Here is a 20,193-nt window from a genome sequence, read left to right on the forward strand (position 1 = left end):
AGGTGAACTTCCGCAACGACGGGAGCCACGAGGGTAATCAGTACTTCTACCTCAAGGCCACCAACCTGTCCGGCAACGCCACGATGGGGCGCAGCCGCGGATCCACCTACATCCTGAACGACGATCCGCAACCCGTTGGTTGCCCAACGCGCACCGTATCCTGGGGTAGCCGGTGTTCCGGCACCGCCGCTGCATGCGGACACGGTTGCGAGCGGTGGGTCAGCGGCACCCACATTAGTGCATCAGCCCGCATAAGGGGTAGCGCCACTGCCACATGCTCCAATGGCTCATGGCAGTTGAGCTACACTTGGTGCTCCGTGAACACCGGCGGCGCCAACTAACCGGCCCCCAAAGACCCTGATGCTGGAGATCCTCTCATGGACCCCGGTCAAAGGTCGGTGCCGGAGCCTCTTGCCAGAGCCGCCCTGCCCTGTTCGGTCAGAGCTCGGCCGCGCGGGCCCCGGTCGATGAAGCCGCGGGACAGCAGGAACGGCTCGACAGAAGCTTCCAGCGTTTCCCGGTCCTCGCTCAGCGCAGCCCCGAGTGTTTCGACCCCGACGGGCCCACCGCCGAAGTGCGATGCGATCGTGCTCAGGTAACGCCTGTCCAGGGAATCCAGTCCGAACGCGTCAACGCCCACCAGTGTCAGTCCGGCATCCACCACGGTATCGTCCAGGGCTGGGGCACGCTCGTCCTGCATGACGTCCCTCACCCGCCTCAGGAGGCGCTTCGCGATCCTGGGCGTTCCCCTGGCGCGCCGGGCGATGTTGGCGAGAGCTCCGTTCGTGCACTGCAGTTCCATGATCCGGGCGTCCCGCGCGAGTACCTGCTCTAGCTCCTCGGGCGCGTAGTAGTCGAGTCGGATGGTGAGGCCGAAGCGATCCCGGAATGGACCCGCGAGGGCGCCCTGGCGTGTGGTGGCGCCCACCAGGGTGAACGGTGGGACATCTAGGCTGACGGACTTTGCGCTCGCCCCCTCCCCGACGACAATGTCGACCCGGTAGTCCTCCATCGCCGTGTAGAGCATCTCGGCCGCCTGCTTGCCCAGACGATGGATCTCGTCGACGAACAGGACGCTCCAGGGCTCCAGCGAAAACAGCACCGCAGCGAGGTCGCCCGGCTTTGTCATCGCCGGCGCGCTCGTCGAGACGAAGCCATAGCCCATCTCGTTCGCGATCACGTTGGCCAGAGTCGTCTTGCCGAGACCGGGCGGCCCGCTCAAGAGAATGTGGTCGACGGGCTCGCCCCGCTCCTTTGCGGCGCGCAGCGAGATCTCCAGGATCCGCTTACTGGCGCTCTGTCCGATGAAGTCGGCGAGCATCTGCGGACGGTTGGTGTTCGCCGACAGACCCCCGGCCTGAACGATCGCTTCCTCATCGACGCTTGGGTCGAAATTCGGGTCGACGATCTCGCTGCGGTCTTTCGTCTGCTGGATCATCCTCAACCTATCTGCTTTGGGGCACCTTCTGGGAAGATGGGAGCCGTTTCAGAATCCGGCAGGACAACATTGTGAGGTCGACCCCATATCCGTCCTGCATCCACGCACCCCAGGAGACCCGGACGCATGCTCACCCCCACTCACCCCGCCTATGACCTCGTGAAGGATGGCGCCGCCGCCACGCGCGAGATGGACGACTTCTACAACACGCACTGTGACGAGCTGACCCCCGAGCTCGAACAGCGGGCCTGGGAGAGAGAGAAGGCGGTTTTCGACGCGATCGACACCCTCCTGCACAGCATGCCAGCCCACACGCCGGAGGAACTGGCCCAGGGCATCGAGACCCTTTCCACGCCCCCTTCCGGCCGGCCTGAGTTCCTCCTTTTCGCCCATGCGATGCGCCGCGCAGTGGCCGGTCAGATGATCGGTCGCTTCCTTTGAACCGGAACTAAACCCGGACTTTAGTATCCTTACGTAAGACGGCACTGGGCCGCCCTTTTGGCGGCCAGACGCCGCCCTCATGGTCCCTCTCAAGGGCGTTTCGGCTGCAGGGGCCGCTGCAACCGCCGGCGCACCCTTTGCCCCTTTGCCTGGCCCGCGCGACAGGTTTAGCCCTGGCGAACGGGATCTCCGGCACCCTGGCAGCACACACCTAGCTTTTATGTAAAGCAACGTTACGTCGGCTTTGCAAGCTTTGCTTTACCTAGAAGCTGGCGTGTCGGTCGCAGACACGCTCTCTTGCGGATGTGCGGTGTAAGCAGTAGTCTGCGTAGGCCCGCTGTCTGACGGCGTTGCGGAGCCCTCCAACGCTTTCGAACGCACGTCCAATGCCGCGGCCATCACACCTTACGCAAACGAGTCGCGCACGCTGGCTGACGTATGCACGAGCGCATCTCAAGATGGAAAAGGCACGCCATACAGAGAAGACTTCGACCGCACCGACGCTTCGGCGTCCACCGCAAGTGAGGTGCCCACGGCTGCGTGGTCAACTTTCCAGAACAGCAAAACTTCGACGGCTACGCCAACCACAGAGGTCTGCTAGCACGCCGTGGACCACGTGCCTACGGATCTCAACCAAAGCACCAAACCTTTGATGGCTTCGTCACATGCGGGACCGATCAAAGGGACGTCGCCAACCTCAGGCGCAGAGCGCAGGCGTTGTGACAATGTCAAGAAAGCGTGGTAACGTCCTGAAGGTACCGATTCTTATGCAGCGGAGCTGCATGAGAAAGCCGGGGGAGGCAGGAAAGCACCGCTTCGTCACCTTTCCGCGCTTTACACCCTTCCCCAAAAGGAGGCTGTCTAAATGGGAATCATGATACTCACCGCAGGGATCAAAGGCGGGACCGGCAAGACGACGACCGCATACAACCTCGCGACCCTGCTGACGGAGAAAGACTTCGACGTTCTCCTGGTCGACACCGACAACCAGCGCAACCTGAACAGCTGGTCGGATATCCGGGAAGAAACACGCCGGAACCCTCAGCGACCGCTCGACAAGCTCAGGAAGCCGTTGCCACCGATGAACGTGGTGATGAAGAGCGGCAAGCGCATCCGGGAATGGTTCACCCGGGAGGCCGAGAACCACGACGTCACGATCGTCGACGCCGGCGGCTACGATTCCACGGAGTTCCGCGAGGCTCTGCTGGCCACCGATATCTGGCTCGTCCCGTGCACCGTCGATGCCTTCACGATGCAAACCTTTGGAGACCTCGACGAACTCGTCGAAGGCGCGAACAGCTACCGGACGTACCCGCTGCGGGGCCTGGTCTTCGCCACCCACGGCGACACCGGCGATCTCTCCTATGACCGGGAGACACTGCGCATGTCGCTCGAAGCGGAGGGGATGACCGAGAACTTCGTCGTGCTGAATACCGTCGTCCGGCATCGCAAGATCTTCAAGAAATGCGCGGACAACGGCGTCGGCGTGAACGAGTGGCCGCGTTACAGCGAGGCCGAACGCAAGACCCTGACCGAGATGTACAGCTTGCTCCAAGAAGCTTTGAACTATCTGCCAGCTCATCTGCGGGATTACGGCGAAAGCGATTCGACCGAGCAGGACCCCGAACACGCGCCCATGGCAGCTGAAGCCCGCTGATCCCACGGAGACACACCATGTCAAACGCCAAATCGATCCCGATCACCCCGAGGCGGAAGAAGAACTTCAAAGACGACCCTGGTGCCGACGACTTCGTCTCCGGCGGCATGTCACGGCCGTCCGACACCCGTCCCGGCGAAACCGATCGCGCTGACACAGCACCCCATGCCAGATCAACGTCTGCCGGGGCAGGGGAGGAGGCGCCCAGCTATCCCCGCGCCGTCGCGGAGGCCCCAGAAGCCGCGCCGGATACCGCGGCTCCCCAACACTCCGCGCAAATACCTCCGGTCGGGCCGAAGGGCAAGAAGACCACCGACCCGCTCGGCAATCCCTGGCCCTGGTTCACCGAAAGCGTCAGCAAAGACCGGGAGAAAATCGTCAACTTCCGGTTTCCGGAAACGCTCGACGCTCAGCTCACCGTCGCCGCGAAGCGCGTCGGCATGAGCAAGAAGGAACTCGCAGCCAAAGCCGTTGAAGACTACGTCCGCCGGATCTTCGATAGCGAAGGTATCGCCTATGATCGCGACGACATGTAAAGCTGGGGAAGCGGTGAACGTCCCGTAAGCCCGGACGGCCCCGAAAATGCCTCCATCCGCCCGCAGTCAGCGCGGCAGGAACACCAAGACCGCGTTCCTGTGCAACCGGAAGGTCGCGGGCGTGCGTCCGATGATCTCGCCGTCGGCGTTGATGCGCTTCGGCTTGCCAGGCGTGTCCAGCGCGATTTCGCGACCACGTAGGTTGGTCACGCTCCGCCAGCCATCGTGCGTGCCGCGTAAGAACGCCGGCAGCAGCAGGATCATCCGCCAGAAGGGCAGGGGCTCCAGGCTGTAGAGATCGAGGTTGCCGTCATCGATGCAGGCGTTCCGGTGAATTCGGACGCCGCCGCCATGACGCACGCCGTTGCCAACCGTCACCTGGATCGAGCGCAGCACCACTTCCTGCTCGTCGTCGACCCTGACCCGGGCGCGGAAGGTGCGCCGCGTGCGAGCCACGGCCCAAAGCGCGAACAGGTAGCTCAGCGGGCCGTAACGCTTCGAGCTTTTCGCCAGCCTCTCGGCGACGTCGACACTCAACCCGACGCTCGCCGCGTTGAAGAAGTAGTGCGTCCCGACCGATCCGACGTCGATGTCCTCCACACGCCCCGTATGAGCCAACCGGGCCGCAGCGATCGGCTCCAACGGCACGTTCAGGGTCCGGGCCAGGTCGTTCGCGGTGCCGAGCGGGATCACGGCCATCGGCAGGCCAGTCTGCATCAGGGCCGAGGTCGCTGTGCTCAGCGTCCCGTCACCGCCGCCGATCGCCACGACATCGATCCGGTCGCTCATCTCCACGATCCGGATCGGGATGTCAGTCGGGTTGTCGACGATCTCAACCTCGACACGCTTTCCGCCGCCCAGCGCATCGACGATCGCGTCAAGCCGATCGCCCAGACGCTCGGCCTTGCCGCGGGACAGTATGAAGAGAATGCGGGACGGCCTGCTCATACGCCGAAGCTAGGACTGTCCGTGCTTCCCAAAAGTGAACACCCGCCTGCGCTTCCAGGACGCGTTCCCGCCGCTGGGACTCTGCCCCTTGCATTCCCAGCAAGATTCCCAGCGGATTCCCACTGGGTTCCTATCGCGGTTCCCAGCCGATCTGTGGAGCATCGTCCCCATGAGCGAAGACGGCAGCACATACACCCGATCCGGCGTCGTCGCGCAGCGTCGCCGCGCCCTCAAGTGGACGCGGGCGACACTTGCGTCGAAGGCCCAGGTCGACCTCAAGACGCTGCGTCGTATGGAAGAGGGAACCGGGAGAGTGCAGATGCGTAACGTCCACAAGGTCGCAACCGAGCTCGGCATACCAATGGCCGAGCTTCTCCCCGCGCAGACACCCGCCGCGGACGGAGAGGGGGCGAAGCTCGAGGTCCGCACAAGAACCGCGCATGAGCTCATCGAGCTATCGCTCGACGCCAACGGAAGCGAGGTGCGTCCCCTCTGCCAGACGGGGGATCGCGAGACCATTCAGAAGATGCGCCAGGTGCATCAGCTCGTCGCTCGCTACGTGACAGGGGAGGGGCCCTCCGACACCCAGGATCCCTTCGGCCGGATGGAGGACGAGGCGACCCTGCAGGAACTGCTCGATGATCTCGAGTCGTCCGGGTTCGGCGTCCTGGCCGGCGTTTACCTGCACTGGACGTTTGTCCCGGATCATTACGAAGGGGCCGACCTTTCGCGCTACGAGGACACAAAAGTGCTCCTTCTGGCCTTCGATCACCGCTCCGAACGATCCGGCCCGGCGCGCCAGCTTCTGCCCTACGACCCGGGCGACGTGCCCGGACCCACGGATCCGATCGCCGGCCCCGGGCACGAGGATGATGACGACACGGTGCCGTTCTGATGACCCCGCTAGCCGGCGCCCGGACACTCGCGCGGTCCGGCGTTTTGGTCGGACCGGGGCACTTCAGACTTCCGGACGGCCGCTGCAGTTGCAAACGTCGCACCTGCCAGCGTCCGGGCCGCCACCCCAGGCATCTTGACGGGCATTTCGCGAAGACCGCGGACACCGCGGAACTGCGGCACATCTGGCAGCTGACGCCTTCATCTCCGCCTGTGGCGTGGCCGGGCGAGACCAGTGGAGTCTGGATCCTCGATAGCGACGACCCCGAGGCGCTCGACGCGCTCCTGAGACGTTTCGCGCTGGATATGGATCCGCCGACGGTCAGAACCGGCCGGGGTCACCACCTCTACTTCGAGTGGGATCCACGCCTACCCACTGGCGGCCTAGCCGACGCTCTCGGCCCCGGTCTCGACTACCGGGGGCCCGACAGCTACGTGATGGCGCCGCCGACCCGCCACACTGGCGGCACCCATTACACCTGGCAGATCCCGCCGGCGCGCGGCGGCTTCCCACGCGCCCCGGAAGAACTGATCCAAGCGGTGATCTCGCCATGACCGCCTGGACGCCGCGGCTGGCCGGGATTTTCCTCATCGAGATGCTGGTCGAGGCCGCCGCAGGTCACCTTGGCGCTTCCGGCATGCTCGACGAGGCCATCATCGGGTGACTCGTCGCCGTCGCTTTTGAAATTGGCGCCAAACAGCGCGCCTCGCCTGGCTACCCGACATCACCGACTCTGCCCCACCCGGTTTCGCGCCACCACCGCTGACGCCCGTCCTCACGCCGCGCGCGGCTGACGTGGCCGCCCGCGAAACACCTCCCGCTCGTGCCAGCGGATATGCGTCTCGGCAGGGCAGTCCTCAGCTCGCACCGGCCCCCGCAACGGTTCCCCGTGGAGACCCAGGAGATCGTCCGCCGCCTTGGAGCGGCCATGGACCCGGTCGGAGATCAGGATCCGTCGATCCGGTGCGATCCCCCATGCACCCAGGTCGAACAGCTTGTGGTGCAGAACGCAGAGCGCCAGGCCGTTGCTGATCTCCGGGGGGCCGTCCGCCTGCACCCAGCGGATGTGCGCGCCCTCGAGCCCGATCACGTCCCGGCCGATCGCGATGTCGAAGTCGCAGACGGCGCAGCGGTACTCGTACGCCGCCAGCACGTTCTCGCGGAACGCCGGATCCCGCCGACGCCGGCGCGCCAGAACCCAGTCCGGCGCAATCACGTTGAGACCGACCGCCCTCAGCACATCTTCTTGGATGCTGTCGGGGAAGTGCGCATCGACCAACTCGTGCGCGGTCGCCCCCACGAGGTCAGGCTGGCTGTGTAGTAGATCGATCACCTCGGGCGCCAGGCTGGCGACCACGTTATGGCGCATGAGATCGGTCTTCCGCGGCTCGCCCCGCCGCGGCTTTAGTTCATCGGGTACGCCGTTATGCCAGAGGGTGCGTTCCAGATAGGTGTAGGGATAGATCGGCGTCGTGGGATTTGGCGGGCCGAAGTCCCGCAGCAGGATGCGCAAGCCCTCGAAAACCTGGGGGAAGGGCAGGGCGGTCTGCCCGGCCTGAAAGCGTCCGAGCGCATACAAGAGCAGAAGCGGCTTGTGCGGCGCGCGCTGGCCGCCCTGCTGCCAGACCCGCAGCCCACGAACGGCGCCCAGGAACTCCTGCGGGGTCACGCCTCCGGGTCCTCCTCGGACTCATCGTCATCGCGGGGCCGCGACAGCCAGCCCAGTCCTTCATGCCGCAGCTCGTCGATCCGCCTGCTCGCTCGCTCGGCATCCTGCATCAGCTGCGAGAGGTCAACCTCGTGCGCCTGCCGGCTCGCGGTCACGGCCGGCTCCGGCATCTCGATCGGACCGCGCGCGGCGTCCAGGCCCTGCGCGCTTCCGCCGCCCTCCCGGACGGGCTCGAGGAACAGATCGTGGCGTCCGACCGTCGGATGCGCGTAGATCCGGAAACGCTGCCGTCCGGTAATCTCCTGAACCAGACCTCGCTCCTCCAGGAAATCGAGCATTTTGCGCACGCCGCGGTCGCTGATCGGCTTGCCGAAGAACCGGCGGATCGCCGCCGCCGTCGTCATCTCGCGGCGGGCGATCAACAACGCGACCTGATCCACCCGGCTGTTGGATCTGCGATCGGCCGTCTTCTCGCGCGCCACCGCCGCGCGCTGCTCCAGCAGGCTGAGATCGCCCTTCGCCATCCGGGCCGAGCGCGCGACCCCCTCGGCGAATCGGCGTAACCAAACGTCCGGCCGGTCGCTCGGCCGCCAGCTCGTCATCCGGTCCATGAACGCCCGGGTCAGGAACGGTGGCACCATCCGCGAATCGCGCCGGACCAAAAGCGCAGGGGCCAGGAACCGCTCGAACATGCCGGGGGCCGCGACCAGCCCCGCGGTCTGCATCCGCAGCCGCCAGATCGCCGCGGCCGTGCGCACCACCGGCGACTGGGTGCCCATCTCCCGGCGCAGCTCGACGAGCCACTCCTCCAGGCGCTCGGCCAGCCGCTCCTCCTCCGTCTCGGTAATCGCATCCCAGCTGTCCGCCTCGTCGTCCAGCGAGATGCCGCCCGTGTGGAAACCGGCCGCAAGGATCGCGTTCACCGTCAGGCGCCAGGGCGGCTCGTAGAACTGGCGGATCTGGGCAAGCGCCTTGATCGCGTAGCTGTCGCCAGCACTGATCCGCAGGAAGGGCCGGTAGCGCTCGAGGTGCTTCTCCGCCTCCTCATCGACCAGCAGCAGGCGTTCCCGCACCCGATAGCGCGTGGTGACCCAACCCTCCATGCGCGCCTGCGAGACCGCCTCCTCCAGACGCATCAGCTCGGCAAACGCTGGTCCTTCGCCCGACGCGTGCCAGCGTTCGGCCAGCTCGGCCAGCGCACGCTCCGCGTCGACGACCGAGGCGAAAGTGCGCGGCCAGTCGATCTGGCGCAGCCACTGCTGATAGGTGCGCGGTCCCTCGCCGGTGGTGCCGATCAGATCGGCCCCGAGGCTGGCACGCACCTCCTCCTCTCCGGACGGGCGCGCGTCCTCGTCCTCCGCGTCCTCGAGCCGGCTCACCGGCAGATGATCGTCGTCGCGTCCGGCCATGCGCGGCTCTCCGAAGCGCCATTCGAGGCATGCCCACAGAGGGCATGGTACAGGGATTTATATGGTTTTGCGAGCCCGTTATGCGACCAAACTGCGTTTTTGGTATTGTTATGCATGGGTTTTGGAGCCCCTTCTCCGTCTAAGCTCTTGTGTCCGATAATTTCCGCTTATCGGACATATTGGGCCGTGCTCCGGTTTCACGCCTGGAAAGCCGGCCGGCGGCCGTGGTTGACGCCGCCTGTTGCGCGCGAAAGGCTGGTACAGCCGACTTGGCGCCCGGAGGTCGCAATGCTGGTTCTGGTGGTCGACGACGAGCCGGAGACCGCGCACGCCATCGCCCGGCACGGATCCGGCCCACACCAGGCAATGCTCACGGCCGAAAGCGCGGGGCAGGGGTGGCGCCTCGCGAGCCGGCAGGACTTCGATCTCCTGGTGCTTGACCGGGACCTGCCCGATCGGGACGGCCTGCAGCTCCTCGATGAATTTCGCGGGCAGGGGATCTCGGCGCCGGCGGTGATCGTCACCCGCTCGGATCGTGTGTCCGACAAGCTGTCGGCCTTCCGCCGGGGCGCGGACGACCACCTGTCCAAGCCGTTCGATGCCCGAGAGCTGTCTGCGCGCCTGGAGGCGGTTCACCGCCGCACCCTGGCGACCACACCCGCGGTCCGACGCCTGGGATGCCTGCCGATCGACCCATCGGCCTGCATCGCGTGGGCGGCCGGCCGCGAGCTGCCTCTCACGACAGCCGAGTTCGACCTGCTGGAACTGCTGACCCGGCACGCGGGTCGGACGGTGACCCGCGAGGGCCTGCTGGAGGCGGTCTACGGCCCCGATACCCAGGCGGACTGCAACGCGCTGAACGTCTTCATGAGCCGCCTTCGCCGCAAGCTCGCCGCGGCGGGCGGCGGCTATCCAATCCAGACGGTCGCCCGGATCGGCTACAGGCTAGATCTAAACCAACTCTCCACCTGAGGCCGCCACCGGATGCGCGCGAGCGACCGGTCACCATGACACTCACGCGGCCGCATGGTAGCCTCACAGCCCAACGCCGCCCGAACGCCCTCGTCGCGACAGGTACGATGCGGGGGCGCCTGTACACCGGCGGTGTCGTGCCTAGGGCCGCCCGCGCGGCGGCCCTCATGCCTCAAGAACAAGACGGCACATCGTCCGGCGGTCAAGACACAGCCGGACAACAGGGAGGTGAACATGTCGATACCGACGGAGAACGTGGGCTCGCTGCCACGGCCTACTCAGCTGCAGGAAGCGATCCAGCGCTACGACGCCGGGAAGATCGGCGCCGAGGAGCTGGAAAAGGCCCAGGATGATGCCTGTCGGGATACGATCACGCGCATGGAGGCGACGGGGCAGGGCATCGTCTCGGACGGCGAGCAGAGGGCCTCGAGTTTCGCGACATACCCGCTGACCGACACGCTCGCCGGCACCGGGCTCGCCGAAAACCTCGCGCCGGACGGCCAGTACTTCGCCTTCTTCGAGGATGGCCACGACCGCCAGCTACCGCGGATAACCGGCGGACCGTTCCGCTACAAGACCTACGCCGCCGACCTACTGAAAAAGTCGGCGCCGATGGCGAGCAAACCGATCAAACAGGCGGTGATCGCGCCATCGATGCTGTCGCTCCTGTACCCGCTGAACCAGGAGCTCCCGGGCTACAGCCGTGAACAGTTCCTGGACGATCTCTGCGACGAGGCGGAAAAGGATATCCGCCAGGCGTTCGCCGCCGGCGCCAAGCGGGTCTCGATCGACTTCACGGAAGGCCGGCTCGCGTGCCGAAACGACCCGCGCAACCCCTGGACCGGGCAGAACATGCTCGAGCACTTCATCGAGCTGAACAACCGGGTCATCGACCGCTTCAGTCCCGAGGAGCGCCGGAACATCGGCGTCCACACCTGCCCTGGAGGCGATTGCGACAGCACCCACAGCGCAGATGTCGACTACGCCGAGCTGTTGCCGAGCATGTTCAAGATGAACGCCGGCTACTTCCTGATGCAGATGGCGAGCGAGGCTGACAAGGAGCGCGTCTACAAGCTCGTCGGCGAGCACAGCCGTTCGGATGCCAACGGCGTCCCGCAGGTCTGTTTCATCGGCGTCTGCGACCCGCTCAATCCAGAGGTCGAAACCCCGGAGCAGATCTCAGAGGCCCTTCAGACGGCCGCCAAGTACATCCCCAAGGACCGGCTCGGTGCCACCGATGACTGTGGCTTCTCACCATTCAGTATCGATGCGAAGCCGAAGCACGGATCCGCCGACTTCGCGCGCGACATCGCGTTCCAGAAGATCGAGGCCCGCGTAAAGGGGGGCCAGAAGGCGAGCGAGGCACTCGGCATCTGAACCCGCGAGGGCGGCACTGGCCTCGAGCCGGTGTCGCCTAGCGCCCACCAAAGACGGCCACGCTCAGGATCGCCGGATCCCTTTTTCGAGCCTGCCGCCCCTCCCACTCTCAGAACCACATGAAGACGCGACAGCAATTGTCCTGAGTAGCGACCCACACGACGTGAAATTTCGACAAGCGAAATCCATTGGATAATTGACCGATCGTCGTATGGCAGTGATGCTTCCATGCTCGCCGCGTTTTGCGAAACCTTTGCGGGAGCACGGGCATGACATGGCATCGAAGAGTTACGGCACTTGCTGGCGGTCTCACGCTCGCAGCAGTCGCGTCGACCGCGATCGCCCAGGATGACTCGGCCGGGGTCAGATCCGAACTTGAACCCCAGGAATGTGTGACCGAGGCACTCAGGTCGCTCGGCGCCGACTGTTACCGGTTCACGGGTGAGGAAAATTGAGCCTTTATATACGAAACGCAGCAAATAAGCGCGTCAGGTGCTGATGAAAGCTACGCTGAGCTGTCTACTGGATCAGGGCGCAATTGTAGCCCTGCACGACCGCCCAGCCGGCGGGCGTGCATTCGGCTTCGCCGGCGGCGTCTCTTCGGCCGCCCCTGCCCGCAACGTAGATCGTTGCGCTGTCGCCGACGAACGACTGATTGACAGGTTCCGATGTCTTGCCATCACAGGTGAAAGTGGCCACAGGACAAGTGCCACCAGCGACTTCCTGGATTTTGCCAGCCGTCGAATTGGTCAGCCCGCTGATCGCACCCCCGACCTGCTGGGTCGCCGTGACCGCCACCACGGCGACCAGCCCGACGGCGAGGCCATAGGTGATACCCGCGCTGCCGCGGCGGCTCTTGTTCAGACGGAGGATGCGCATTCCGGTCTCCAGCGTTCGAGGTGAATTCGAAGCAGGAGATGGTAGCGGTGCGCGGTCGTGTCCGGCGGACGTCGCCGTTTTCGTCAGACGATTACCAGGCTGCCCTCCGGCGTGCGCCGCATCTGCCGGCCGAAGGCGTGGGCGAACAAGGCGCGCATCTGGGTAACCGGCAAGAGCCGGTCGTACTGTGCCCGGACCTTGGGCGTTCCCTTGCGGCTCGTGCGGATCGCGGTGCCGATGCAGATCCGTTGGTTCCAGCGGAACGCGACCTCGTCCAGGTAGCGCTCGGCGTGCTTCTGGCTGATGTGATGGAACACGCCCGCCACGGTCCGTCGGACGCGGTCGTTGAAGCCTTCGGCGCTGTTCACGTGGATGTCGCCCCGGACGTACTCGAGTTGACCGTGGTTGACGCTCTGGTGGTCGGCGTAGTCACGTCCAACGACCGCAAAGGCGCCGTGCTGGTCGGTCATCAGCGCCGCCGTGGCGGCGACCACGGTCGAGATCACCGGGTGCAGGGCAGCGGCGCTCAGGCCCGTAAGAGGGCGAGCCACGGCGCGACCGGGCGGCCCGCCGATCGCTAGCGCCTCGGGGCGCTGCACGGCCACCAGAACCGGCCGCTTGGTCGTGTGGCCCTGCTTGTTGCGCCGAGCGTCGGGGTCCGACGGGTCCCGACGGGGTTTGCCGCCGACCATCACCTCGTCGGCCTCGACGCGGCCGTCCAGCAGTTCGTCGCCAGGCGCCATCAACAACCGGATGACGTGACCCATCCGCCAGGCGGTGGTCTGGGTGACGCCGACCAGCTCCGCCAGCCGTGGCGACGACATCCCCTTGTCGGTCTGCAGCGATAGCCAGATGGCCTGCAGCCAGATCGACAGCTTGAGCTTGGTCGAATGCAGCGGCGTATGAGTGGTGACGGTGAACTGGCCGCGGCACTCGCGCTCGGCGCACTGGTAAAGTCCGGGGCGCGCCTTCTTGCCGAGGTCGCGGCCGGCGATCGGCGCAGAGTTCAGCGAGCCGCAGAAGGGGCAGAAGCGCCCCTGCGGCCAAACCATCGCCTCCAAAATGCGCCGACACTCGACCTCATCGGAGAAGGCGACCATCGCGTCGGCGGCGGTCCGGACACGCTTCTTCAGCGCCGTGAGATCGGCGCACATACCACCCTCCTGCTCTCAAGAAGGCGCGGATCCTACGCGTGACCCGTTAAAGAAAGGTTGCGCTGTGTTTTGTATATAAAGGCTGAAAATTGGGACGCCCCTAACGGTAACCACGTCCAGATGCCGGTCGCCGTCTTCAACCCGGAAGCGGCGGACCGACAGAATCCACCGGTTGTCTTCTTTCCAGGCGGGCCGGGATACTCCTCGATTGGCAACAAGGGGTACCTGGAGCAGCTCCTCAAGGATGTTGGGGATCGCACGCTGGTCACCATGGATCACCGCGGCTTCATTCATGCGGAGCCGGCGCTGAAATGTCCCGGCTATGCTGAGGTCTCACCCTACCACGAGATCATCCACACACCGGCAATCACCTCTTCAATCGACCCCATGGAGCGGATTGACCCCGTAGCAGAGCAGGTGAAGACCTGCTACGCGAAGCTCGTCGACGAGGGCGTCGACCCGGCCCACTACAACCAGTACACCGTTTCGCGCGACGTCGAGGAGATCCGCCAGCATCTGGGATACGAGACGATCCGGCCCTATGGCTCCTCCACAGGCAGCGGCACAGTTCTGTCCTACATCCAGTACTTCCCGGAAGCAGCGGACGCGGTCATCCTGGGCTGGCCGTGGTTCGCGCATCTGCGTAGCCGGCCGCCGGTTGACGAGTTCTACACCGCAAAGCAGCGCTTCACCGAGATCATGGCCTTGTGTGTCGAGCAGAACGAGGCCTGCCGTGATCTCCACCCCGACTGGATGCTCGCCATCGATAAGGCACGCCGCGCACTGGACGATCAACCCTTCGTAGTGGAGGTCGACGCCGGGAACGGCGCGACCAACCGACTTTACTTTGACGGCGCCGCGCTCCTCGACACGCTCTACCTGATGCTACCGTCGATGTATTCGGAACTCCCGGTGCTTCTCGATGAAATCCAATCTGGCGATCACTCGCGACTTCGGTCGTTTTTCCTGATCGACGACTACGCGCCGGAAACCGGACCCGGCAACTATGCTCTCGGATATTTCCTCGCTCACGTCTGCAACGACATGGGGGCGAGCAAACCTTCGCCAAAGGATTCAAAAGCCGCGGTTGCGCGAGAGCCTGCCGTTCTCGGCTTCGAGCCGCCCTGGGTCTGTGGCTGGTGGGATGGTCGGGGTGCCGTGCCGGTAGAGCACAACGATTTGCCACGCGCAGACCTTCCCGTGCTGGCGATCCATGGCCAGATGGACCCCTGCTGCGGTCCCCGCTGGAGCGAGCAGATCGCGCGAACGATGCCCAACGTGCAGTCGATCGTCATGCAGGGGCTGGGTCACAGCCCGGTCAACGAATGCCGGTCTCAGGTAATCCGGGCGTTCCTCTCGGAACCGAACGCCCGGGTGGACACATCCTGCTCGGACGAAGTGCCGCTCGAAGAATGGGTGGTTGAGTAGCGCTCTCAGCCTGAGCTGGGTCGCGGGCGCAACCAAGCCTGCGACCCAGCCGCAATATCGTGTCGCTATCAGGCCAAGATAGCGATCCTTGACACTCTCGGCTGTCGCGAACTCCCGGCGCGGTCCCGAATAGACCAGTCGCCCCTGTTCGAGCACATAGGGGCGGCCGGTCCCGCGCCCGAACACCTTGATGCCCTGCTCGACAAGTAGGATCGGTATAGGCGCCTTGCGGATCGGCCGCACGGCCTCCCCGTTCTCCGAGACGATCACCGGACCGGGTCCTTCCGTGAGCTCGTCGAGCGGCTACAGCCGCGGGCCGACCAGAGGCGCCCGAGCGATCGCCAGCATCGGCCGCGCGCCCTCGGAGAGGTGCGAGCTGGCGTTCGGCCGCCCTCGGACAGCTGAGGATGTCAAAGACATCGTCGCGCCTCCAGCTGAAGCCGCGTCGTTGGGAGATCCTAAGGTTCTACTCCACCGCCAGCGCCGCGAAGATGCCTCGGTTTTCCAGCACATAGACGGGTTTGCGGACGAACCAGGCCGGCCGGCACATGCACGCCCGACCAAGACACCACAGAAGACTCCAAGAGCTGTGCGCAGTAAAGCCGACAGAGCGCATAAAGCTCAGAAAGCCTAGTTTTACAAGCATGCACTCCGCGCCGAGCTGACTGCAGGACCACGCCCTTGGGGCGCAGCGCGGAAATCCAAGCCCGATCGCCTCATCCGGATCGCCGCAGGCGCCACACCTCACCGATTTTGGCTCCGCTTAGCCCCGGGTTGCTCCCGCCGAAAGCCAGCTGAGAGACTGCGCCGGGGGGGCGAGGCAAGACCCCTTCATCGGGCGGGGTCTGGAAAACGGAGCCGTCTCAGGACGGCCGCGCTTAGCCGGCACGCTCCCGCACCAAGGCGGCATGACCTGCCTCAAGAGCCGGCCGCCACCCGGTCCCACGATCAGGTCCCCAACTTGGAGCGTGTGCCGGAAAAGCGCGCGCTCGGATCTCCCTCTCGAAGCCCCCAGTAGTGCGACGGCAGCGCGCCCCGGGGCCCAGAACCGGGGCGGGGGCCGGAAAATGCGCCAGGCAGGTACCCGCCATGGGGCGAAGCGCGGAAAATTTGCGCGCCTGGTTGCGCCGTGCCCCGATCCGCTGACATCGGAGCTACGCGCCGGCGGTGACACTGGCGGCCACCGAGTATCACAACACGCAGGTCCCCTAGCTGGAGCGCATGGCGGAAAACAGATGACCATCGCCAGCGGACGCCGGCAGCACTGATGAACTGGCAGGGCCCCATGTTGGGGCGGAGGCCGGAAAAATGAGCTGGATCCCAAAACGGGGCAGATGACAGAAAAACCAGGAGCGATCGCCCGCAATTGACCAGGATCGCCCTGCTTCCCGCGTCGTAGCGCCGGCAAGCGCCGCTGTGCCAGCGACAGGACCCCTCTTTGGGGCGCCGCCCGGAAAACTCCGCACATGCCCCAGCAGAAAGCGGCGATCTCCGGACCCCGCCCCCGCCCGGTGAGCGCCGAGGGCCCAGGATTGGGGCGAGGGGCGGAAAATTCAGGCAGCCATTCGCCAGCCCGACAGGACGCCAGCGATCCGCGCACGCCGGTGTGACGTCGAGGTTCCCTGCGCTGGGGCGAATGGCGGAAAACTGTGAGCATCAAACTGATTCCTGGGGCTCTTCGAGACGCCGATTCAGGTCCCCGTCCACGGGGCGCAGCCTGGAAATCTGCACGACGCCGGGCCACGCGCCCGGCGCGCGGATCGCTCCCGACTGAGCCCGCCCTTCGGCCCCGCAATCTCCGGAGGACCCCCTCCTCGGGGCGCATGATGGAAAACTGGATCCGTGCGGGACGCACCAGGCACCCATCTCGGGGCGGGGGCCGGAAAAGCCGCTGCTCCAGCGGCTTCTGTGTCGCTCGCGACACTGATTCGCCGCTAAACTGTGAAGCTCCGATCTTTGTTGGCTGGCAGGAAACTGTGAAGCGACTCGCTGACTTAACTGGGAAGCCAGCTTCACCCGATACCCCTGAGTCCAAAACCAAACAGATTCTCCTGCTACGCGCCGCGACAGGGGAGAGGAGGTGAGGTGGACTCAATTTTCGGTGTGGCAGGACCCCCGCGCTGGGGCGGAGCGCGGAAAACCGGGCGGGACTCGACAACCCCGAAACAACCGACTCCCGAGTTTGGCGGCACCCGGAACACCGTCAAATTTCTGAGCTTTTTCCGGTCAACGCCCCGACGAGGGCACCTGATTAAGCAAAAATTTCCTTCATGCGCCCCAATACGGGTCCCTCACGTCAGGTCCACAATTTGGGGCGCATAAGGTAGTTGCACACAAGATGGACGTGGCACAGCCTAGGTTCAGCGCGGCATTGGAGCAGCGGAAATGGTCGACAGCACTCAACTCGAAGAACCCCGGTTCCACGGAAGTCTCGAGCCCCGATCCTGGGAGCGCCATCAGGCGACCGTTCCGAAGGCCGGTGACGCGATCGAGGTGCTGGATCACGATCTGCGCATCGTCGACCGGAAGCTGTTCAATGTGATGCTGGCTCACTCGTTCGATGTGCTGAAGGAGGATCCGGAGCGCACTTTCTTCGCCACCGCAGCGCAGCTCAAGCGCGCGATTGGCTGGGAGCACAAGAACGGCAACAAGGAGATCGGTGACGCGCTGCTCCGTCTGCAGCGCACTGTCGTCATCGTTGGTTATTGGGCGGGCGAAGAGCGGTCGCGGCGCCTGAACCTGTTGAACATGTCGGACGTCGCCAACCGTGGCGGAGGTTACGTCTACTGGCAGTTCAACAAGCAGATGGCGCCGCTGCTCGCGGATCCCGAGAGTTACGTCAACATCCACCTCAAGGTCAGCGCGGCGCTGCCCAGCCTGTTTGCCCACCGCCTCTACGAACAGATCGCCTATCACGCTCGCAACGGCGAGCCCTGGCTGGTCAGTACGGATGAGCTGCGCCGTCGCCTCGGGGCGACCGCGCCAGCCTACCAGAGCTTCAAGAAATTTGCGGGCCGTGTACTGCGGCCGGCGCTGCGCAACCTCGATGAGCACGGGCCATTCGATATCGACACCCGCTTCCACCGGGATTCGCAGAATTTCGTGACCTCGATCGAGTTCCGCGCCAGCCTCCGAGCAGGCTGGATCGAGGAACGCTCTCGGCCGCTGGTCGTGGGCGTGTCGACCGACAGTGAGAGCGAGGTCCACCGGATCGTAACCGACACACCGGATGCTGAGGATGTCGACGGACCGCGCAAGCGGATCACGCGGCCAACGATTGACCGCATGTGTCGAGAGTTTCCAGCCTTCGACGTCGATGCTCTGGTCGATGAATGGGCTCACTGGCGCGCGCGGACCGGGGGCCTAATCCGGACCGCCAAGCCGGGCGCCGACCTCGCAAATTATGTCTACGCCAATTACGGGCCGGCGAAAGGGCTTGAGGGCGCGACCGCTCAGCAGGCCGTCGATGCGCTGGTTCCCGAGCGCGGCGATGATCTGCGCCTCGCCCTGGATGTGGCCGCCCAGATGCATGCTCAGAAGCGCAAGACCTGGATGGCGATGGCGCGGCGCATCCGGCCTGGAACCAAGACGCCATCCATGGGCATGGAAGGCCTGCTGCACTGGGTGCCCGCCGTGGTCGATCAGATGAAACTGTGCCGTCTGATCGAGACCCCGGACACCCCCGACGTCTGCGCACGGGCCGCAACCGACTTCGAGTTGCAGGGATGATGGCGATGCGTTGAAACCGAAAAGCAAGAAGGCCCGCCGGGCAGGGCGGGCCTTCTGTCTAAACCACGCGGCGGACGTTACGGCCCTACGTGATCGTCTGACACCGTCACTGTAGACGCCGTATCGTTTCCTGGCAAGCTGGTCGAAGACCAGAACAGGGGAGTTGCGTCCGCCGCGGCCAATCCGGAAGCAAAGGAGGCCGCAATGCGAGACACCCTTCCAACCCCCGCAAACGACTTCCAGCCGCGCCCGCACCGCCAGCGCTCGGTGGGGGCCGCCGGCCACCAGGTCCAGGGCCGGCTGCAGCGCGCCGTGCGTGCCAGCGCCCGCACCCGTGATCCCGCCGCGCAGCTGGTCGCCTCGGCGCTCGCCCAGGAAATGCTGCGCACCGGCGGCCTGCCGTGCCGGCCGTCATTGCAGCGCCTGGCGGCGCTCAGCGGCGTGCATCCCGCGCGTGCCGAGCAGGCCCTGCAGCAACTGGAACGCATGCGCCTGGTGGCCCGTCTGCGCCTTGAGGGCGCGCCGGACGTCGATCACTTCGCCCTCCTCTGCGACGCCCGTGCGGCCCTGCCTGAAAGTCATTAACGATGACGACGGCCAACCAGGAAAAGGTGCCGCTCTGGCTGAAATGGGAGGAGCTAACGCGCGCGTGTCAGACGCCGGAGATCGCCGGGAGCGCGGGCGCCATCCAGGTCATGCGCGCCCTGCTGGACGATCTGGATCGCGATGGTCGTCGGCAGTGTTATCCATCGCTCGATCGGCTGGCGCAGGTGACCGGCCTCAGCAGACGCTCCGTTGTCACCGCCCTCAGCCGCCTGGAGGCGGAGCAGTTGATCACCCGAAGCACCGGTGGCGGGCGCGGACGCTCCACCCGCTACGGCTTTCCCTGGATCGAGGCGCAGATGTCCAGGCGGGAAAACTCGGAGCCGGAGCGATCCGGCTCGGCGACAGCGCACGAAGGCGCAGGGGCAGCGGCGACATCGGGCTCACCAGATCAGCGCGCGGCACCGGCTCGCGCCGAAATGCAACAGAGCGCCCTCCTGCTGCCCCTGGATGGCGGAAAAAGCCAGGGGGTGCTCGCCGCGAAGATCAGCCGTCGGTTCGTCATCAAACGAGACGACGCGGAGGGGATGGTACGGCGCTGGTGCGCGCGCTTCGGCATGGAAATGGTTCAGGCGGCCATCGACGAGGCGATCGCGGACGGGATCGAGCGCGAGCAGCTTGCCCGTTACGTCGCGCAGCATTTGGCTGCGCCCAGCGCCGCGTCAGCACCGTCGAAACCTGATCCGGCAGCCACGCAAGCCGATGATGAGACGGGTGAGGATCCGCGCTGGCAGCGCGTGCGCGCGCGGCTGCGCGACGAGATCGGCCAGAGTGCCTTCGACAACTGGTTGCGACGCGTCTCCTTCGTGGGCCTATCCGACGGCTGCGTCGAGCTGTGCGCCCCAAGCCGGTTCGTCGGCGACTGGGTGAGGTCGAATTACGCGGACCGCCTGAGGGCGCTATGGATCGCCGAGGATCCAACGGTCTCACGAGTGTCTGTCTCGCACGAGAAGGCCCTTGCGCGCTCGGCATAGGCCAGCCCAAGCCAACCGACCGAGACCCGCTCTCTTCACGCGAGCGCCCGAGGCGCGATGGCCGCGAAACGCCCATCCCACGGC

The 20,193-nt window shown here is 65.4% G+C and carries 18 protein-coding genes; 12 read left to right on the plus strand and 6 right to left on the minus strand.

Features of this window, described 5'->3' with window-relative positions; all coding sequences use genetic code 11:
• The coding region (locus CKO28_RS28050; protein WP_207168783.1) for a hypothetical protein at nt 1–341 on the plus strand (341 nt) is incomplete at its 5' end.
• Nucleotides 342–388: 47 nt separating this feature from the next.
• On the opposite strand, the gene ruvB is transcribed toward CKO28_RS28050, so the two are convergent.
• Nucleotides 389–1,438 (minus strand): Holliday junction branch migration DNA helicase RuvB, encoded by a 1,050-nt coding sequence (gene ruvB / locus CKO28_RS09095; RefSeq protein ID WP_200340329.1) that lies wholly within the window; start codon nt 1,436–1,438, stop codon nt 389–391.
• A 126-nt stretch (nt 1,439–1,564) separates the two neighbouring features.
• Here ruvB and CKO28_RS09100 point away from each other — a divergent pair, with 126 nt between their 5' ends.
• The 3 genes from CKO28_RS09100 to CKO28_RS09110 all read left to right on the plus strand — a co-directional run bounded on the left by CKO28_RS09100 (nt 1,565) and on the right by CKO28_RS09110 (nt 4,072).
• Nucleotides 1,565–1,879: a hypothetical protein gene (locus tag CKO28_RS09100; protein ID WP_200340330.1), complete on the plus strand. Its 315-nt coding sequence runs from the start codon at nt 1,565–1,567 to the stop codon at nt 1,877–1,879.
• A gap of 865 nt (nt 1,880–2,744) precedes the next feature.
• A complete protein-coding gene (locus CKO28_RS09105) occupies nt 2,745–3,536 on the plus strand; it encodes an AAA family ATPase (protein WP_200340331.1) in 792 nt (263 codons plus the stop codon).
• A gap of 17 nt (nt 3,537–3,553) precedes the next feature.
• Nucleotides 3,554–4,072 (plus strand): hypothetical protein, encoded by a 519-nt coding sequence (locus tag CKO28_RS09110; RefSeq protein WP_200340332.1) that lies wholly within the window; start codon nt 3,554–3,556, stop codon nt 4,070–4,072.
• Nucleotides 4,073–4,138: 66 nt separating this feature from the next.
• On the opposite strand, the gene CKO28_RS09115 is transcribed toward CKO28_RS09110, so the two are convergent.
• On the minus strand, nt 4,139–5,020 hold the full coding sequence (locus tag CKO28_RS09115; RefSeq protein ID WP_200340333.1) for a lipid kinase: 882 nt from the start codon (nt 5,018–5,020) through the stop codon (nt 4,139–4,141).
• 169 nt (nt 5,021–5,189) lie between these two features.
• On the opposite strand from CKO28_RS09115, the gene CKO28_RS09120 reads away from it, so the two are divergent.
• Nucleotides 5,190–5,915: a helix-turn-helix domain-containing protein gene (locus CKO28_RS09120; RefSeq protein ID WP_200340334.1), complete on the plus strand. Its 726-nt coding sequence runs from the start codon at nt 5,190–5,192 to the stop codon at nt 5,913–5,915.
• On the plus strand, nt 5,915–6,469 hold the full coding sequence (locus tag CKO28_RS09125; RefSeq protein ID WP_200340335.1) for a bifunctional DNA primase/polymerase: 555 nt from the start codon (nt 5,915–5,917) through the stop codon (nt 6,467–6,469). Before CKO28_RS09120 ends, CKO28_RS09125 begins: the two co-directional genes overlap by 1 nt.
• Nucleotides 6,470–6,690: 221 nt before the next feature.
• On the opposite strand, the gene CKO28_RS09130 is transcribed toward CKO28_RS09125, so the two are convergent.
• Both CKO28_RS09130 and CKO28_RS09135 read right to left on the minus strand, forming a co-directional pair.
• Nucleotides 6,691–7,584: a phosphorothioated DNA-binding restriction endonuclease gene (locus CKO28_RS09130; RefSeq protein WP_200340336.1), complete on the minus strand. Its 894-nt coding sequence runs from the start codon at nt 7,582–7,584 to the stop codon at nt 6,691–6,693.
• Nucleotides 7,581–8,993, minus strand: a complete 1,413-nt coding sequence (locus CKO28_RS09135) for a hypothetical protein (protein WP_200340337.1) — start codon at nt 8,991–8,993, stop codon at nt 7,581–7,583. The genes CKO28_RS09130 and CKO28_RS09135 overlap by 4 nt, the downstream gene beginning before the upstream one ends.
• A gap of 288 nt (nt 8,994–9,281) precedes the next feature.
• Here CKO28_RS09135 and CKO28_RS09140 point away from each other — a divergent pair, with 288 nt between their 5' ends.
• Both CKO28_RS09140 and CKO28_RS09145 read left to right on the plus strand, forming a co-directional pair.
• Nucleotides 9,282–9,965 carry a response regulator transcription factor gene (locus CKO28_RS09140; RefSeq protein WP_200340338.1) on the plus strand — a complete coding sequence of 228 codons (684 nt, stop codon included), beginning with the start codon at nt 9,282–9,284 and terminating at the stop codon, nt 9,963–9,965.
• Nucleotides 9,966–10,199: 234 nt separating this feature from the next.
• A complete protein-coding gene (locus CKO28_RS09145) occupies nt 10,200–11,342 on the plus strand; it encodes a uroporphyrinogen decarboxylase/cobalamine-independent methonine synthase family protein (RefSeq protein WP_200340339.1) in 1,143 nt (380 codons plus the stop codon).
• 519 nt (nt 11,343–11,861) lie between these two features.
• Here the strand turns inward: CKO28_RS09145 and CKO28_RS09150 are convergent.
• Nucleotides 11,862–12,221: a hypothetical protein gene (locus tag CKO28_RS09150; RefSeq protein WP_200340341.1), complete on the minus strand. Its 360-nt coding sequence runs from the start codon at nt 12,219–12,221 to the stop codon at nt 11,862–11,864.
• Between the two features lie 83 nt (nt 12,222–12,304).
• Nucleotides 12,305–13,375, minus strand: coding sequence for an IS1595 family transposase (locus tag CKO28_RS09155; protein ID WP_200340343.1), 1,071 nt, complete (start codon nt 13,373–13,375; stop codon nt 12,305–12,307).
• Nucleotides 13,376–13,495: 120 nt separating this feature from the next.
• Here CKO28_RS09155 and CKO28_RS09160 point away from each other — a divergent pair, with 120 nt between their 5' ends.
• The 4 genes from CKO28_RS09160 (at nt 13,496) to CKO28_RS09175 (ending at nt 20,109) form a co-directional block, all read left to right on the plus strand.
• Entirely contained in the window at nt 13,496–14,803 is a 1,308-nt protein-coding gene (locus CKO28_RS09160; protein WP_200340345.1) for an alpha/beta hydrolase, read from the plus strand.
• Between the two features lie 2,385 nt (nt 14,804–17,188).
• Nucleotides 17,189–18,532 (plus strand): replication initiation protein, encoded by a 1,344-nt coding sequence (locus CKO28_RS09165; RefSeq protein ID WP_200340347.1) that lies wholly within the window; start codon nt 17,189–17,191, stop codon nt 18,530–18,532.
• 204 nt (nt 18,533–18,736) lie between these two features.
• The gene (locus CKO28_RS09170) at nt 18,737–19,117 is read left to right on the plus strand and encodes a hypothetical protein (RefSeq protein ID WP_200340349.1); all 381 of its coding nucleotides are present in this window, start codon (nt 18,737–18,739) and stop codon (nt 19,115–19,117) included.
• A gap of 2 nt (nt 19,118–19,119) precedes the next feature.
• On the plus strand, nt 19,120–20,109 hold the full coding sequence (locus CKO28_RS09175; RefSeq protein ID WP_200340350.1) for a DnaA N-terminal domain-containing protein: 990 nt from the start codon (nt 19,120–19,122) through the stop codon (nt 20,107–20,109).
• Nucleotides 20,110–20,193 lie beyond the last annotated feature (84 nt).

This window comes from Rhodovibrio sodomensis (assembly GCF_016583645.1).
Lineage (GTDB): Bacteria > Pseudomonadota > Alphaproteobacteria > Kiloniellales > Rhodovibrionaceae > Rhodovibrio > Rhodovibrio sodomensis.

Bases quoted from the DNA above. Each gene is read 5' to 3' on its own strand.
- CKO28_RS09115 (WP_200340333.1), bottom strand. From the start codon at position 5,020: ATGAGCAGGCCGTCCCGCATTCTCTTCATACTGTCCCGCGGCAAGGCC.
- CKO28_RS09170 (WP_200340349.1), top strand. From the start codon at position 18,737: ATGCGAGACACCCTTCCAACCCCCGCAAACGACTTCCAGCCGCGCCCG.
- CKO28_RS09160 (WP_200340345.1), top strand. From the start codon at position 13,496: ATGCCGGTCGCCGTCTTCAACCCGGAAGCGGCGGACCGACAGAATCCA.
- CKO28_RS09150 (WP_200340341.1), bottom strand. From the start codon at position 12,221: ATGCGCATCCTCCGTCTGAACAAGAGCCGCCGCGGCAGCGCGGGTATC.
- CKO28_RS09145 (WP_200340339.1), top strand. From the start codon at position 10,200: ATGTCGATACCGACGGAGAACGTGGGCTCGCTGCCACGGCCTACTCAG.
- CKO28_RS09175 (WP_200340350.1), top strand. From the start codon at position 19,120: ATGACGACGGCCAACCAGGAAAAGGTGCCGCTCTGGCTGAAATGGGAG.
- CKO28_RS09120 (WP_200340334.1), top strand. From the start codon at position 5,190: ATGAGCGAAGACGGCAGCACATACACCCGATCCGGCGTCGTCGCGCAG.
- CKO28_RS09165 (WP_200340347.1), top strand. From the start codon at position 17,189: ATGGTCGACAGCACTCAACTCGAAGAACCCCGGTTCCACGGAAGTCTC.
- CKO28_RS09140 (WP_200340338.1), top strand. From the start codon at position 9,282: ATGCTGGTTCTGGTGGTCGACGACGAGCCGGAGACCGCGCACGCCATC.
- CKO28_RS09100 (WP_200340330.1), top strand. From the start codon at position 1,565: ATGCTCACCCCCACTCACCCCGCCTATGACCTCGTGAAGGATGGCGCC.
- CKO28_RS09135 (WP_200340337.1), bottom strand. From the start codon at position 8,993: ATGGCCGGACGCGACGACGATCATCTGCCGGTGAGCCGGCTCGAGGAC.
- CKO28_RS09105 (WP_200340331.1), top strand. From the start codon at position 2,745: ATGGGAATCATGATACTCACCGCAGGGATCAAAGGCGGGACCGGCAAG.
- CKO28_RS09125 (WP_200340335.1), top strand. From the start codon at position 5,915: ATGACCCCGCTAGCCGGCGCCCGGACACTCGCGCGGTCCGGCGTTTTG.
- CKO28_RS09110 (WP_200340332.1), top strand. From the start codon at position 3,554: ATGTCAAACGCCAAATCGATCCCGATCACCCCGAGGCGGAAGAAGAAC.
- ruvB (WP_200340329.1), bottom strand. From the start codon at position 1,438: ATGATCCAGCAGACGAAAGACCGCAGCGAGATCGTCGACCCGAATTTC.
- CKO28_RS09155 (WP_200340343.1), bottom strand. From the start codon at position 13,375: ATGTGCGCCGATCTCACGGCGCTGAAGAAGCGTGTCCGGACCGCCGCC.